We start from the raw sequence: 14,293 nt of genomic DNA, 5'->3' as shown, positions 1-14,293 counted from the left end.
TCACCGACACGCTGCTCCACAGTCAGTCTCCACGAAGGCTTCCATGCCCCGATATTCCCTCGATGTGCTGCGTCAGCGCTATGTCGTCGAGAAAAGACCGCTCGAGGTCAGTGTCGAGCAGATCTTGCGGGCCGACACCCGCGCGGGAGCCCGCGCCATCCTGGCTTCGATCGACAAACGGCGATTCGAAAACAGGTCCGAAGGGCAGCGCCTGCGCAAGATCCTCAGTTTCGAAACCTCTCTCTGGGAGAGCGGCGTTCATGCCGTAGCGGGCGTGGACGAGGCCGGAATGAGCCCTCTCGCCGGTCCAGTCTCCGCCGGCGCCGTGATCCTGAAACCCGGCACGCGGATCGTCGGGATCGATGACTCGAAGAAGCTCGACGCCGCGGCACGCGAGGAACTCGCAAAGGAGATCAAGGAAAAGGCTGAGAGTTGGTGTGTGGCGTTCGTGGAGGTAGAGGAGATCGACACGATCAATATCTACTGGGCGGGCATCCAGGCCATGCAGCGTGCAATTCGTGGGCTGGGGTTGATGCCGCAACACCTTCTGATCGACGCGAAGCGATTGAAGGAAATCGACCTCCCCCAGCAAGCCATCATTAAGGGCGACGCCAAGTCCGCCAGCATCGCCGCCGCCTCCATCCTTGCGAAAGTAGAGCGCGACACCGTCATGCGGACCCTCGACGCGCGTCACCCCGGCTACGGCTTCGCGGACCACAAGGGCTACCCGGTACCAGCTCATTACGAAGCTCTCGCCAGGCTCGGTGCATGCGCAGCTCACAGACGATCGTTTGGACCTGTACGCAAGGCTCTTGGGTTGCCGCCCCTGCCACCGTGGCCTTCAGCAGCCGAGCGCGAAGCCGGCTGATCGGGGCGGACGTCTCTTCACGGGGGCATTATTTTCGCGACCAACTCTTCTCGCGAACGACGTCCTTGGCCTTCTTGTCGGACCGCAGGCCGAGATAGACCGGCTGGCGCAGCTCGCCCTTACTGGTCCACTCGGCGAATTTCACTTCCGCAACCAACGAAGGCCGCACCCAGGTGGTGACCCCCTCGTCCTTCACCTTGGCAGGAAAGGGCGACTTGGCTGTCTTGAGCCTTATGAACTTGCTGTGAAGCTCTTCGAGAACCTGGTGGCTGAAGCCGGTGCCGACGTGGCCGATGTACCGCCACCCATCGCCTTCACACACTGCCAGCACTAGGGCGCCGAAGAAAGGCCGGGTCCGCCTCGGCGCCGTGAAGCCGGCGATCACGACCTCCTGCCGCTGCGCGGTTTTCACCTTCAGCCAGTCGGCGGTCCGGCGTCCGGACGCGTACGGGCTGTCGGCGCGCTTGGCCATGATGCCCTCGAGATGTCTCCGCTCGGCTTCTGCGAAGAACTTCGTTCCGCTGCCTTTGCGGTGGTTGCTGAATGCGATCAGCTTGTGGCGCGGCATGATGGCCTTGAGCCGCTTCTTGCGCTCGAGGAGAGGCAGCGCACGCAGGTCTTCGCCGTCGGCGAACATGAGGTCGAACGCGCAGTACAAGAGCTTCGCCTCATGGCGCAGGGCGTTCTGAAGCAATTGGAAATGGGAGACGCCGTCTTTGCCGATCGCGACGAGCTCGCCGTCGATGACGGAGTCGGCCTTCACGCCCTCAAGTGCTTTCGCGATTTCCACATAGGAGTGGCTGATGATTTTCCCGTTGCGGCTGTAGAGCGCAACCCGACCACCCCGGATTTCCGCGACCATGCGGAAACCGTCGAATTTGTCCTCGAAGACCCAATTAGGATTGTCGAACGGTGAATCGGTCAGCGTGGCCAGCATGGGTTGCAGGCGATGAGGCAGAGTCGATTTTCGAGCCATGGCGAGACGACGGGACCACAAAGGGTGGCAACGAGCCGCATGCATCGTCAGTTCCATCTGGCAGGTGAAGGCTTCGGCGCGGAGTAGGGGAAGGCCTGGCTCGAAAGTCTCACGTTACCCGCAGATGAACATGCCTGCCGCGTCGGCCCCCGTTGCCGCGACGTTGGCGAGCCTGCGCCGAGGGCTGAGACTGGCTCGCGTAAGCTCGCAGACGGGGCAGAGATGCGGCAGAGCCTCAGCTCCAAAGAGAGATTAGGAACCATCCATTAAAAGCGCCGTTCGTCCTCGAAGCACAATCAAGAGAAGCAAATCAATAATAGACAAGAGGATGGAGATGACGCGATCGGTGGAGGAGCTACGACGCGAGTCCGAGCGCAACCGGGCGGAATTGGCGGCCACGGTCGACCGTCTGAAGCAGGGCTTATCGGATACCACGCGGGATCTGCGTCACATAGTCTCGCCTCAGCATGTCAAATCGGAAGTGTCCGGTTATGTGAGCGACAAAGCTCAAGGCTGGGTCCAAGGACTCAAACAACAGGCGATGGAAAACCCGATGCGCGCGGTCGCTGCCGGCACCGCGGTAGCTGTACCGCTGCTGCGATTGGCGCGCGGAGTGCCCCTGCCGCTTCTCATGATAGCTGCAGGCCTGGCGCTCACCTCGAAAAGTGTGCGCGACCGGGCTGCCGGTGCCATTTCGCCCATGATGGATGGTGCCAGTCGGGTCATCGACCAGACTGCCGAGAGAGTTCAAGACGCGACGAGTGAGGCGCAGGCACAACTCTCCGCATCCCAAGGACGAGCCAGCGGTGCAATCAACGATGCGATGGATGCCGCCAAGACGGCGGCCGACGACATCAAGGCGCGCGCAACGGCCGCGGCAGGAAAGATCGGCGACACCATCACCGGCGGAATGGACGCCATCCAGGAGTCGGCAACCACCGCTCCAGAGCAGGCACGTCAGATCATTGGTGACAACGCCGCGGTGATCGGAGGACTCGGCCTCGCCATCGGCGCAATCATTGCAGCCGCACTCCCCGAAACGAAGTTCGAAGATCGGACGGCAGGTCCGGCAAGCGACAGCGTGAAGCGCGCCGCAGCCGAAGCAGCCCAAACCGGTTTCGAGGCGGTCAAGGGTGCGACATCGTCTGCCGCCGATGCCGCGACCAGGACGTTCAATGAAGCCGATCTCGGGCAGCACGCGAGCCGTATGACCCGGAATCTTGCCGACAACCTCAAGGAAGCAGCCGCAGACGTTGTCGACGCGGCATTCAACCCCTCCCCCAATTCGAGCACCTGAGAGACACACGATGAGCGATTCAGATGTGATCAAGCCGGCCAACTTCAACAAAGGCAGCAGCGATTCCTCCACCGGTCTGAAGGATCAGATTGGTGACGCTGGGGCCGAGATGAAGCAGCGCGCCGGAGAGGCCCTCAAGGCGTCGGCGGACATGGCACGGGACAAGTTCAGCGAAGCCACCGATGCGGCCAAGAATGTCGCCAGTGGCACGGTCGACCAGATCCAGGAGCGGGCGCGGCAACAACAGCAGACCGGCGCCGATTTCATCGAGCGCCTGGCGGGCAACTTCCGTCAGGCCGCAGGCGCATTCGAAACTGACGTCCCGTTTGCCGCACGCGGTATCAACTCGGCCGCCGACTATGTGGAAGAAGCGGCCGCAAAGGTTCGCGACGGCAGCTTCCGTGATCTCGTCGATGGTGCGACCGATTTTGCGAAGCGACAACCGGCAGCATTTCTCGGCCTGTCCGTCTTGGCCGGGTTCGCCGCTGTGCGCTTCCTGAAGGCGTCAGGCGGGTCCTCAACCTCACCGCAGTCGGGTTTGGGGAGCGGGCCGGCTGGCGGTTCCGGGACCCGCACGGCGTATGCAAGCGAGGGCTTCGGTTCGCAGGGCTCTGCGGGGTCGACGACGGGACAGAAACCAACATCGGTTGACGGCAGCGCATCATGAGCATCGAGCACGATATCGAAACCGGCAAGAACGATCTTCATAATGTCTCGGCCCTTGTCGGTGACGCAATGGCTCAGGTTGCGAAGCTCGTGCAGAATGAGGTCGACCTGGCGAAGGCCGAACTGGGAGAAAAGGCTCAAAAGCTCGGTGGAGCATTGGGCCTTCTGGCCGGCGGCGCAGTCCTTGTCATTCCCGCCATCGTAATGGCGTTGTTCGCGCTGTCTTCAGCGTTGATCAGTGCCGGCTGGTCGCCAACATTGGCCTACCTGGTCTCCGCGATTGTCGGAGCTGCCATATCTGGCGCTCTGATTGCGGTAGGCATCAACCGGCTGGACATGAGCAACCTGGCGCCGAAGGAGACTATCCGCCAGCTCGGGAAGGACAAAGACACTGTGAAAGGAATGGTGCGATGAGTGGCCCGCAAAACGGCTTTTTTGACAGTCTTCTTGCTGCGGCCCGAGACAATCCCTTGTCCGCAGCCCTCATCGGGGGCGGCGCACTCTGGTTGCTGGTTGGCGACGAGAAGTTGAAGGGTGCTGCACGATCCGCCGCTACCGTCGCGTCAGACGTCGTCGACAGCAGTGCGAACAATCTTCGGGCTGCGGCCTCGAGTTTGCAGCGGACCGCAGCGCCGCCGACCGCCCCTGAGTTTGATCACGAAGTGAGCGACGCGGCCGGGATGGCGCACGCTGCGGCCGGAGCCGCAGCCGGCTCCGTCTCTGCTGCGACGGACAGCGTCCGTGACCGGTTCGACGAAGGCGTAGCTTACGCCCGCGAACAGTTCGCCAAAATGGGCAATCCCTTGCCAACAGAAGACACCTTGGCGAAGGCTCAGTCTTCCCTCGGCGATATCATGCAGAGACAGCCCCTGGTCATCGGTGCCGTCGGCTTGGCCATCGGTGCAGCCATCGCAGGCGCGTTTCGCACCTCCCAGATCGAAGACGAGTACATCGGCGGCGTAAGCGACCAGGTCAAGGATGACCTGAGTAGGCGCGGATCCGCTGCTTCCAGGGCTCTGCGCGAAGCTGCCGATACGCTGATGGCCGAAGCGAGCGACTTGGGCACCGAGGCGGTCGATCGCTTGAAGCAGGCGGGGACGGATGCCGCCCAGGCCGCCAGGGAAAAGGCCAGGCAATTGTGAGGACGGGCCGCTCCTGTGGGGGCTACTCCTCGCGCACTATAATCCCCTCAAAACTCGGAGGCCAACATGAGCCGCGGAATGCCATCGATGACCGCCCTTTTGGGAATGCTCGCGATTGCGGGTTATCAAAATCGAGACAAGTTGGCGGAAATGTTTGGCAACGCGACCTCCGGTCAACAGCAGGGGGGCGGCGGTAAGGATGCTCTCAGCGGTGTGCTCGGCAATCTCGGGGGCCTGCTAGGTGGCGGCGGCGTGGGTTCGCTACTCAATGGTGGAATCGGCGAGTTGCTGGAGCGGTTCAAACAGAACGGGCAGGGAGACGCGGCTCAGTCGTGGGTCAATCAGGGGCCGAACCGCGAGGTCACTCCGCCCGAACTCGAGCAAGCTATCGGCCCGGACGTCCTGCAGAAATTGGAGCAACAAACGGGCCTGTCGCGACAGGAAATTCTAGTTCGATTATCCCGAGAGCTTCCGACAGCCGTAGACAAATATACACCGGATGGACGTCTCCCGGCCTGATCGGCAGGAAGCAGCAGCGAATCGTTGGAGGAAACGGCATGGGCATTATTTGGACCATCATCATCGGTTTCATCGCAGGTATCATCGCAAAATTCATTATGCCTGGCGAAAATGAGCCGTCGGGATTTATCCTGACGACGATCCTCGGAATCGGAGGAGCCTTCGTAGCGACGTATCTCGGTCAGGCGCTGGGATGGTATCGTCCCGGCGAAGGGGCGGGGCTAGTGGGCGCTGTGATCGGCGCAATCATAGTATTGTTCGTCTACGGTCTTGTGGCCGGCAGAAGCCGCCGCGCTATCTGAGCCCGCCTGTCAGCAGGCCGTGCAGCATTTTCGCGTTCTCTGGGGCATAGGCCTCGTAGTCATTGTTGAAATAGATCCAGGCTCGTTTGGCGCGGCTTGCCCTGATCCGCTCCGCCCACTTTCCTAGCTCCTCGACAGAATAATTATGCCTGTACCAACGCAACGGACCATGGAGGCGCACGTATATCTCGTCGGTTGTCTTGATGAGTTCGTCAGGCAAGCGGGGGCCGCTGCAAGAGCAGAAGATGATCCCGGCGTTGCGAAAGGTGCTATAGACATCCTCGTTCCACCAGCTCTTGTGCCGGAATTCCACCACGTTCCGCCGTGTCGGATCGAGTTGGTCCACGATCGAGGCAAGCCGGGCCTTGGTATATCGGTAGCTCGGCGGGAGCTGAAAGAGAAAGCACCCCATCCGCTCACCGAGGATGTCGGCAATGATTCCGAAGTCGCGTATCAGTGTTTTAGTGCCCTTGAACTTCTTGATATGCGTTACGATCTCGCAAACCTTCACCGTGTAGATGAAATTCCTCTCGCCAGCCTGGCGGCGCCAGGCCTGAACGCTCGCGACGGTCGGCCAAGAGTAAAATGAGGCGTTGATCTCAACAGTACGAAACACGCCGGCGTAGTGATTGAACCATTCGGGTTGCGGGACGCCCTGATAAAAGGAGTCCCGCCACTTCCAGTAGCGCCAGCCGGAGCAACCTACATAAAGAACGTCGTTCAGGCTCCCGGACGACGCCGTGCAACCTTCAGCCTCCAATTTTAGCCTGGCCTTGTGCATCTTCGCGGCGCGGAGGATGTTGTTCTCACGCTGCTTCTGGCGTCGGATCTCGCGCCGCTCACGGCGTTCCTCAGGCGTGAGTTCTTTCAATGCAGTGGCTGGTGCGGGCGGCATGGTCTCTTCCAGCAATGACAATGAGCGAGCAGGCGTAAGAGGTTCCTTTTGCCAGCAGCGTTGAGGGCCCATTGAATGAAGGTTTGCGATTTTGCTTTGCCTGCCGTTTCTTTGGCGCCGGGCAGCCAGCGCTAAATTCCGAGCAAATTGATCGCGAGAAGGATGAGAGCCTGGATGTGCCGTGCACCAGTGTGGTCAGGCACGCCACCTGCCTCGCGCTGCGAAGCCATTGACCTCGGAAAGCATACGCTTTGGTTCAGAGGCGATCGCCCGGCTCATCGTCATCGTCGCGAGACGTGCGAGCACTATGCGCCGCAATGGCACCCCAAGCGAAGGAAAATTTCCTGCGTCTTGTCCGCCGTGATGCGGCTTGGAGGGCCGCGACAAGCATGCTCTTTAATTACTTCCTTTGCTTCGCTTCTGCAGTTTTGCCATCCGAGCTTTTGGAGCGTTCTTCGAACCGATCAGCGCCCTTGGCTAGATCGTGCCCCATCTTGCTCTCGGTTTTCGCTTCGTCCTTGGACGCCGCTTTGAGCAAGCCTTCAGAGGCCGATTTCCCCGCTTTTGATGATTTTAGTTCGTTATCCATTTGTAGCTCCTCCGGATAAAGGGCGCTTTCCACGATACTTTTTGTCTGTGCGGCCTTGGACCTACCAACGTTCAATCAGAACACCCTCGATATTGTTCCCAGTTCTATGAGGCTCTCGGTCAAGTCGCGGTCCATGTTGGCGGGCCCGTTCCTCAAGTCCGGCAGTACCTGGTTTGACGCCCTTTGCCATCAGTGATGCAGGAGTTAGCCGGTGGGTTTTCATCAGCGTTGAGCGTGCTGCCAGTGGGAGGTGATGTCGGCGCCAGTCTTATTGAGATGCACGTGCTGATCGACGTGGTCGACCCAGGAGAGCGGAATGAGGTGATGATGCTGACCGTCCGGCGAACTCTGCTTCGTCAGCTTGATCTTGTCCGCACCGTCCAGATGATCGACTTTTCCGACCATCTTTCTATCGGACGAAATCACGTCCATGTGTTCCTTGATTTTCAAAATGTCTGTCATGGCTATCTCCCATTCAGCAATCGCATGTTCGGTCGGTTAGTGAAACTTTCGTTGCTCCCGACGCTGGGCACCTGACCGATCATGCCGCCCGGGCGAGCGAGCGCCGCTTCTGACGGAAGTAGCGCGTGATCTCGGGAAGCTTCATCGCGTTCAGGACCCGATCGGCAGGGAGGCCGCCCTTTCGGGCCATCAGGACGCCCCAGTGCATGTGATCGAGTTCGGGGATCGAATGCGCGTCCGGATTGATGCTGAGCATGCAGCCGAACTCGAGGGCCGCCTGATGCCATCGCCAATCGAGGTCGAGGCGCCATGGATGGGCGTTGATCTCGACGACGACGTCGTGCTTGGCGCAGGCCCGCAGCACCTTCTCCACGTCGATCTCATAGCCGGGCCTCCGCTGAAGCTGCCGCCCGGTCATGTGGCCGATGATGGTGGTATGAGGATCGGAGATGGCCCGAAGCAGTCGCTGCGTTTGCGCTTTGCGGTCCAGTTTGAAGCGGCCGTGGATGCTGGCGACAACGAAATCGAAACGCTCCAGCACGTCATCCGGATAGTCGAGCGAGCCGTCGGCCAGGATGTCCGACTCGATGCCTTTGAGGATCCGGAAATCCTTGCCGAACCGCTTGTTCAGGCGGTCGGCTTCCCGCTGCTGCTGCGTGATCTCCTCGACGGTGAGACCGCCGGCGTAGTGGGCGGACTTGGAATGGTCGGCCACCCCAAAATACTCGTAGCCGCGTTGGCGCGTCGCCTTGGCCATGGCCTCCAGGGTCTCGGTGCCGTCGGAAGCGTCGGTGTGGCAGTGAAGGATGCCGCAGAGGTCCTCGTCGGTGACGAGCTTCGGGAGCTTGCCTTTCAGAGCCGCCTCGATCTCCCCGCGCCCCTCCCGGAGCTCAGGGTCGATGAAGGGCAGACCAAGGGCGCGGTAGATCTCGGCCTCCTCGCCGGCGATTAGGGTGCGACCCTTGTGCAACCCATCGGCTTCCAACCGCATCTCCTTTTCGGCGGCCAGGGTCCGGAGCTGCTCGATGTGGGCAGCGGAGCCGGTCGCGAACAGGAGCGCGGCGCCGAAGTGCTTGCGGTCGGACAGGTGGATCTGCAGTCCGTCCGCCGGCGACGGCTTCGCCGCCTTGCCGGCCTTGCGGGTCTCGGCAACGATCGAGAGATCGCCGACGAGCTCGCAGCCACGGCGGAAGTCACCGGCGATCGTGACCCGCTTCAGCTCGGGCCGCGACTTACGTATCGTATCCTTGGCATGTGCCAGCAGGGCGGCGGCACGGTGCAGGTGGAGGCGCCCTTCCCCGCTTTTGGCGATCGCCAGATTTTGCAAGATCTTGGTCTGCAGCGCGGCACCGAGCCCCTTGGCTTTCTTGATGCGGTCATCCTTAGCGGCGGCCTCCAAGTCCGAGAGCGAGCCGATGCCTAAATCCTTGTACAGGCGCAGCACCTTCTCCGGACGAAGGCCAGGCACAGCGAGCATCTCGAGCACGCCCTCAGGGATTTCCTTGCGCAGCTTCTCGAGGCTGGGATGCGTGCCGGTCTCGCGCAACTTGGTGATGATGTCGGCGATCGCCTCACCGACGCCTGGAATCTCCATAAGCCGGTCCTCAGCGATGAGCACATCGAGCGGATCGGTCAGAGCTGCCAGGCTATCCGCGGCCCGAGAATAGGCTTTCGCCCGGTAGGGATTGCCGCCTCGCAAGGCGGTGCGCTGCGCGTACTCTTGCAGGAGACTTGCCACACCGCGCGCGTCGAGCGAAGGCATTCAGCCAGCCTCCCGGTCGGACCTTTGCGGCCCTGCCGGAGCGAGGTGACCGCCGGAGCGGTCACTTGGCCCGCGATCGAGAGAGGCCTCGAGCTTCTGGGCTGCGCGAAAGTCCTCGAGGTGCTGGACATTGGGGCCGTAGGCAGCCTCCTTCTTGAGGAGATTGTAGATGCGGCCGGCCACCAGTTGCAGATGCTTCATCTTGCCCTGCCGCATGGATCTCGCTTTGCAGAGAGCGCGGATGGCGTAGGCGCGGAAGTAGTCGAATGCGTCTGACATGATGTCAGTAAACGCCGGCTCTCGCCGGTAGTTCGATGGGCTCTGTGAAGACCCCGATCTTCCGTCCCGGTCTCGCCTTAGTTTGCGAAGAGTGCGGTCCGTGGAACTCCTCGCCGCCTTCGAAGTTGCGAGACTCGTTGATGAAGGTAGGTACTGCCCGCCGTCGGTCCCAACCGGGCGGCGGGTTTCTTGTGAGTTGAGTAGCGTGGCAAAGCGTACAAAGGCGCCTCGGGCCGAAGTGCCGGAGGTCCCTACCATGCCGGGGTTCATCAGACCCCAGTTGGCGACCCTGAAGATGAAGGCTCCTTCGGGGTCTCCATGGATTCACGAAGTCAAATACGATGGTTACCGCATCCAGCTCCGGATCGATGGTGACGACCGCCGGGCCTACACCCGCAACGGGTACAATTGGGTCAACAAGTTCTCAAGGATTGCGGGCGCCTTCGATGTCGAAGGACAGGCCATCGTCGACGGTGAGGTGGTCGTCATCCATGAGGGGCGCACGAACTTCTCCGAGCTGCAGGCAGACCTCGGCAGAGGCGATCAGGATCGACTGGTCTACTTCGCTTTTGATCTGCTCTGGCTGGACGGCAGAGATCTACGGATAGAGCCGCAAATCGAGCGGAAGAGGCTTCTCAAGGATCTGATCGAGGAGCACGACCTCAAGGAGCCCGTCCTCTATAGCGAGCACCACGAAGGGGACGGCCAGGCACTGTTCGCCGCAGCCAGCAAGCTGAATTTCGAAGGCATCGTCTCCAAACGGGTGGATGCACCATACCGATCGGATCGGGTGGAGGCTTGGCAGAAGATCAAGGTCGTTCAGAAGGGCAAGTTTCCCGTGGTCGGCTTCATCAAGGACCCGTCCGGCGTGGCCGCGCTCTATCTGGGCAAAGAGGAAGGCAAGGATCTGGTCTACATGGGAAAGGTCGGGACCGGATGGAGCCGAACCACCTCGGCGCAGATCCGCAAGGCGCTCGACACCGTGGTGAGCCCGAAGCAGAAGCTGACCAAGACCATCAGGAAGCCGAAGGCCACGTGGGTCGAACCTAAGTTCTATGCCGACATCGAGTACCGTGACATCACCTCCGAAGGCCTGCTGCGGGCCAGCTCGTTCAAAAGGCTGAGCAAAGGAACGGGCCGATCATAGCCGCGTTTTCCTGCGGAGTATGTGGAGTACCGGTCATCATGGATCCGGAAAGGCGAGTAGCGAAGGCTTTGGAGCACGCACAAGGCATCTTGGCTCGGCATGTCGAGCCCGGCCCCAGAAATTGCGAGCAAACCATAGACAAGCTGCTGGATGTGCTCGACGACGAAGCCGTCGTGCAGGCGCTCAACGATTCGAAGATGGAAAAGCCCACCACAGAACAACTCGACGAGCTCAAGAGGCTCAGTGCAATCGCGCGTGTGCCGGACGAATCGGAGATCGTGACTTCGAAGGAAGAAGCCGAAACCAGGATCCGCGATCTGAAAGACAAGAATGAGACGATCCCAGGATGACATCCAGAGCGAAGAGTTCGGTCGGTGATTGGACGTCAATTTGGGACATCCGGCATGAACTCGATGGATACCTTCGATCCCGATATGCCGTGCCGCGTTCACGATGGTCTCAATGACCAGATCATCGAATGGAGTCCCCAGTGGGCTTCGATGTACCGCCAACACGCGTCGAAATGGGATGAGGGCGTCATTACCTGGGATGGCCTGTTGCTCGACGGATGGTCTCCCATCCTCCATTCTTGCTGCCGCTGAGCGGACTCACGCGGAACCGGGCGAATCCTTGTCGCGTTGCATCGGCATCACTCGCAAGAGGAGGAGCCGATGGCGTTAGCAAAGAAGACGAAGACCGCGCGTGGACGCAAACAGGACCGCACCCGGGTGGCTAAGGGACAGGACTACGAAGTCCGGTACGAAGCGAAGAAGACCGGCCGCTCCGCTTCCGCCGTGAAGAAAGCCGTCAAGAAGGTCGGGAATTCTCGCAAGCGGGTCGAGAAGCGTCTCGGTCGCTAGGCCGCCTCAAATCCGGCCGGAGAACCGCGTGAAGGCCGTCAGTCTCTGCATAGTAGGCTCGATGTCCTGCATGTAAATCTGCGTCCGCAGGAACGCGATCTCGTCCTCAAGCGCGGTTTCGTCGACGTCGATGAACCAGGACTTCGGCCTGCCATCGCTGCCGTCGTTCCAACGATAGCCCCTGCGTTTCAGCGAGTCCTTGAGCTCGAAAGCGGTCTGTTCGGCCCAGACCCGCATCGTCGGCTTACGGGCGGTTTCCAGTAGAAGCGCCAGTGCCGGCGAACCAATTGTCGGCAATTCGAACGCGAGAATCTCCAGCAAGGCGTGGCAATCGTCAACCGCCCGGTGCGCTTGGTGGAAGTAGCCGGCCCCGTTCAGGAGATAGCCTAGCTGCGAGCCCGCGAAGCCGTGTCTGCGCCAGTCGATCTCGCTCATGCTGCAGCCCCAGGCCTTGTGCTCGAACACGGGCCAGTAGCGTTCGACGAATTTTCTGTCGAAGCCGCTGTTATGCGCGATGACGATGACCGCGTCCTCGACGAAGGCCGCGATGGTCATGTCATCGAACCTGTGACCGGCCATTATCTCGTCGGTAATTCCCGTGAGTGCCGTCACCTCGACCGAAATCGGTCCGCTCGGCTCGTTGAAAGCGGAGAATATGTCTTGCACCCCGACGATCCGTCCGTCCGGCTTATAGTCGAACTTGACCATCCCGAGCTCGATGATCTCGTCCTTGGTGTGATCGAGGCCCGTCGTCTCGGTGTCCAGCAGGACGGCGGTCCGGGTCTCGCTGCCGGCCGGCGACGGGCAGGGCTGGCGGGGGACGAGCCTCCGCAGCACTCGGTAGTCGGTCGAGCGCTCAAGGCCTCTGCCATCGCGGCCAAGTTCGTCGAGTCTTGAAGCATCGATCTGGTTTGCCACGATCGCTCGCCAGGAGGTACCTGAAAAACAGGCGATTCACGGGCTTTTCGCTTCACATCCAACCGTTCGAGCCCCGCTGCGGGGAGCAGCTGCGGCCCGCAGCATTGAATCCCCGCCGCTGGTGCTGGCTAAGTTCTGCGCCGCACTTGAGGAACGACGTCGCGGGCGCGCGGTTGGCCGACGATGGGGACGCATGTTGAGGAGCCGACGCGATGCTGGAAACGAACGATCTGCTGGTGAAGTGTCCGAAGTGCGGTGCCTGGCCGATGGCTGTCAGTGCGCAGAGCAGCATGGTCGCACAGCCCGAGGTTACGTTCCGTTGCTCGAGGTGCAGCGGCGAGGAAGTCCGACGCTTGCGCCGCACCGCACGTTCGGATCTCGGCACGCGCGGGCTAAACGCTGCGTGAGCCGTCGTTCTCCCGAACGTGTTCCGCTCGGGCGATTTGATCCACCAGGTCAACCCGAAAGTGGCGACGAACATGAGGCCCATTCTTGCCGCCGCGTGCCTGTTCGCGCTTGCCTCGGTCTCGCCCGCGGATGCGAAGGGCTGCATCAAGGGTGCCATCGTCGGAGGCGTAGCCGGCCATATGGCCGGACATGGCAAGCTCGGCGCTGCCGCAGGATGCGTCATCGGGCACCATGAGGCCAACAAGCAGAAGAATCCGAACGACTCGAACGCGCAGGCGCCGTCGGGCCGGAAGTAATCCGACGAGGCGTCAGGGAAGCGTCTGATGAGGATCCGCTCCATTCCGAGAGCCACATCGTCGAACTCGAGGACGGCTCGCGCTGGCAGATCTTTCCGGGCGATCTCGATCTGACGCTCGACTGGAAGCCCGAGACCGAGCTGACCGTCGTCGAAACCGGAAATGTCGTCGCCACCCACGAACTGGTCGGTGGCGGCGTGAAAGTGCGCGCGAGGCCGGACGGCGAGAGCTGGCCCGCGAGGGAGGTCAAGGACGCGCTGAAGGACGGCTGAGGCGTCGCCATTGCCGACGCCGCAACCTGCGCGGAGCAAGCGGGTTGGAAGCAGCATGGAAGACGAGAAGACCCGATTGCTCGCTGAGGCTCAGAGGTGCCGACGGTTGGCAGCCTCCATCAGTGATCCGGAGACGGTCGAGCGGCTCACGGCGCTCGCGGAAGAGTACGAGCGTCGAGCCGATGCTCGGCCGGGGCCGACCGACGGAGAAGACTGAGGTCCCCAGCCTCGCTGGACCCGGAGAACAGCATGGTCGGCGGCGTCGCACGCGTCGCCGGCGTCCGCCCGTAGCTCGATCCCTTACCTTTCAGATCGTACCTTTTGGCGAGATCGAGCAGCCTCCGTCTGGTGATCGGGTCCGCCTTCTCTGCCAGATCGCGCGCCCGCTGCGCGAAGCCATTGTAGAACTCTTCGACGACGCCCCCCCCCGCAACATCACTGAAAGCCGGGATTTCAATACCGAGCGGCGCACAGGTCAAGAGCCGAGTAAATCGCGGCAAACTTTCCGCGTCACTGTTGCGTCGGGGGCATTTGCAGACCTAAGCTGCAGGCGGCAGGGGAAATCCGATGGCTGTGCTCTACTCGAGCCGGAAGCTGTGCCCGACGTGCGGCAAGCCGATGGCGGCTGTTCCGGA

19 protein-coding genes and 1 pseudogene are annotated in these 14,293 nt (G+C 61.4%); 12 read left to right on the top strand and 8 right to left on the bottom strand.

What is annotated here, in order from left to right; all coding sequences use genetic code 11:
- Positions 1-43: 43 nt before the first annotated feature.
- On the top strand, positions 44-868 hold the full coding sequence (locus tag ML401_RS26975) for a ribonuclease HII (RefSeq protein WP_285807538.1): 825 nt from the start codon (positions 44-46) through the stop codon (positions 866-868).
- Positions 869-896: 28 nt separating this feature from the next.
- On the opposite strand, the gene ligD (ML401_RS26970) is transcribed toward ML401_RS26975, so the two are convergent.
- Positions 897-1,844, bottom strand: coding sequence for a non-homologous end-joining DNA ligase (ligD, locus tag ML401_RS26970; RefSeq protein ID WP_285812753.1), 948 nt, complete (start codon positions 1,842-1,844; stop codon positions 897-899).
- A 334-nt stretch (positions 1,845-2,178) separates the two neighbouring features.
- Between ligD (ML401_RS26970) and ML401_RS26965 the strand changes: the two genes are divergently transcribed.
- From ML401_RS26965 to ML401_RS26940, 6 genes are all read left to right on the top strand, one after another.
- Positions 2,179-3,141, top strand: a complete 963-nt coding sequence (locus ML401_RS26965) for a DUF3618 domain-containing protein (RefSeq protein WP_259217153.1) — start codon at positions 2,179-2,181, stop codon at positions 3,139-3,141.
- A gap of 10 nt (positions 3,142-3,151) precedes the next feature.
- A complete protein-coding gene (locus ML401_RS26960; RefSeq protein ID WP_285807537.1) occupies positions 3,152-3,808 on the top strand; it encodes a hypothetical protein in 657 nt (218 codons plus the stop codon).
- On the top strand, positions 3,805-4,221 hold the full coding sequence (locus ML401_RS26955) for a phage holin family protein (RefSeq protein ID WP_285807536.1): 417 nt from the start codon (positions 3,805-3,807) through the stop codon (positions 4,219-4,221). The genes ML401_RS26960 and ML401_RS26955 overlap by 4 nt, the downstream gene beginning before the upstream one ends.
- On the top strand, positions 4,218-4,949 hold the full coding sequence (locus ML401_RS26950; RefSeq protein ID WP_285807535.1) for a hypothetical protein: 732 nt from the start codon (positions 4,218-4,220) through the stop codon (positions 4,947-4,949). Before ML401_RS26955 ends, ML401_RS26950 begins: the two co-directional genes overlap by 4 nt.
- A 66-nt stretch (positions 4,950-5,015) precedes the next feature.
- Positions 5,016-5,468, top strand: coding sequence for a YidB family protein (locus tag ML401_RS26945; RefSeq protein WP_285807534.1), 453 nt, complete (start codon positions 5,016-5,018; stop codon positions 5,466-5,468).
- A gap of 38 nt (positions 5,469-5,506) precedes the next feature.
- The gene (locus ML401_RS26940) at positions 5,507-5,770 is read left to right on the top strand and encodes a GlsB/YeaQ/YmgE family stress response membrane protein (RefSeq protein ID WP_285807533.1); all 264 of its coding nucleotides are present in this window, start codon (positions 5,507-5,509) and stop codon (positions 5,768-5,770) included.
- On the opposite strand, the gene ML401_RS26935 is transcribed toward ML401_RS26940, so the two are convergent.
- From ML401_RS26935 to ML401_RS26915, 5 genes are all read right to left on the bottom strand, one after another.
- The gene (locus ML401_RS26935; RefSeq protein ID WP_285807532.1) at positions 5,763-6,665 is read right to left on the bottom strand and encodes a DUF72 domain-containing protein; all 903 of its coding nucleotides are present in this window, start codon (positions 6,663-6,665) and stop codon (positions 5,763-5,765) included. The genes ML401_RS26940 and ML401_RS26935 overlap by 8 nt on opposite strands.
- 400 nt (positions 6,666-7,065) lie before the next feature.
- Positions 7,066-7,254, bottom strand: coding sequence for a hypothetical protein (locus ML401_RS26930; RefSeq protein WP_259217145.1), 189 nt, complete (start codon positions 7,252-7,254; stop codon positions 7,066-7,068).
- Positions 7,255-7,476: 222 nt separating this feature from the next.
- Positions 7,477-7,716, bottom strand: coding sequence for a DUF2171 domain-containing protein (locus ML401_RS26925; protein WP_259217144.1), 240 nt, complete (start codon positions 7,714-7,716; stop codon positions 7,477-7,479).
- 79 nt (positions 7,717-7,795) lie between these two features.
- The gene (locus ML401_RS26920) at positions 7,796-9,478 is read right to left on the bottom strand and encodes a DNA polymerase/3'-5' exonuclease PolX (RefSeq protein ID WP_285807531.1); all 1,683 of its coding nucleotides are present in this window, start codon (positions 9,476-9,478) and stop codon (positions 7,796-7,798) included.
- On the bottom strand, positions 9,479-9,757 hold the full coding sequence (locus ML401_RS26915) for a hypothetical protein (RefSeq protein WP_285807530.1): 279 nt from the start codon (positions 9,755-9,757) through the stop codon (positions 9,479-9,481).
- A gap of 256 nt (positions 9,758-10,013) precedes the next feature.
- Between ML401_RS26915 and ligD (ML401_RS26910) the strand changes: the two genes are divergently transcribed.
- The 4 genes from ligD (ML401_RS26910) to ML401_RS26895 all read left to right on the top strand — a co-directional run bounded on the left by ligD (ML401_RS26910) (position 10,014) and on the right by ML401_RS26895 (position 11,764).
- Positions 10,014-10,904: a non-homologous end-joining DNA ligase gene (ligD, locus tag ML401_RS26910; RefSeq protein WP_285807528.1), complete on the top strand. Its 891-nt coding sequence runs from the start codon at positions 10,014-10,016 to the stop codon at positions 10,902-10,904.
- Between the two features lie 38 nt (positions 10,905-10,942).
- On the top strand, positions 10,943-11,254 hold the full coding sequence (locus ML401_RS26905; protein WP_259217140.1) for a hypothetical protein: 312 nt from the start codon (positions 10,943-10,945) through the stop codon (positions 11,252-11,254).
- Positions 11,255-11,308: 54 nt separating this feature from the next.
- On the top strand, positions 11,309-11,506 hold the full coding sequence (locus tag ML401_RS26900) for a hypothetical protein (RefSeq protein WP_285807527.1): 198 nt from the start codon (positions 11,309-11,311) through the stop codon (positions 11,504-11,506).
- 69 nt (positions 11,507-11,575) lie between these two features.
- Positions 11,576-11,764, top strand: coding sequence for a DUF3606 domain-containing protein (locus ML401_RS26895; RefSeq protein WP_259217138.1), 189 nt, complete (start codon positions 11,576-11,578; stop codon positions 11,762-11,764).
- 6 nt (positions 11,765-11,770) lie between these two features.
- Here the strand turns inward: ML401_RS26895 and ML401_RS26890 are convergent, their stop codons facing one another.
- On the bottom strand, positions 11,771-12,682 hold the full coding sequence (locus tag ML401_RS26890) for a 3'-5' exonuclease (RefSeq protein WP_285807526.1): 912 nt from the start codon (positions 12,680-12,682) through the stop codon (positions 11,771-11,773).
- A 479-nt stretch (positions 12,683-13,161) separates the two neighbouring features.
- On the opposite strand from ML401_RS26890, the gene ML401_RS26885 reads away from it, so the two are divergent.
- Positions 13,162-13,386: a hypothetical protein gene (locus ML401_RS26885; protein WP_285807525.1), complete on the top strand. Its 225-nt coding sequence runs from the start codon at positions 13,162-13,164 to the stop codon at positions 13,384-13,386.
- A 496-nt stretch (positions 13,387-13,882) separates the two neighbouring features.
- Here ML401_RS26885 and ML401_RS26880 read toward each other — a convergent pair.
- Positions 13,883-14,110: pseudogene (locus ML401_RS26880) on the bottom strand (hypothetical protein); the annotation flags it as partial.
- Positions 14,111-14,293: the final 183 nt, after the last annotated feature.

Origin of the sequence: Bradyrhizobium sp. 62B (assembly GCF_030272265.2) — a bacterium.
Classification (GTDB): Bacteria; Pseudomonadota; Alphaproteobacteria; order Rhizobiales; family Xanthobacteraceae; genus Bradyrhizobium.
The sequence above is the reverse complement of the archived record's forward strand: the minus strand, read 5'-3'. Positions and strand labels throughout refer to the sequence as shown.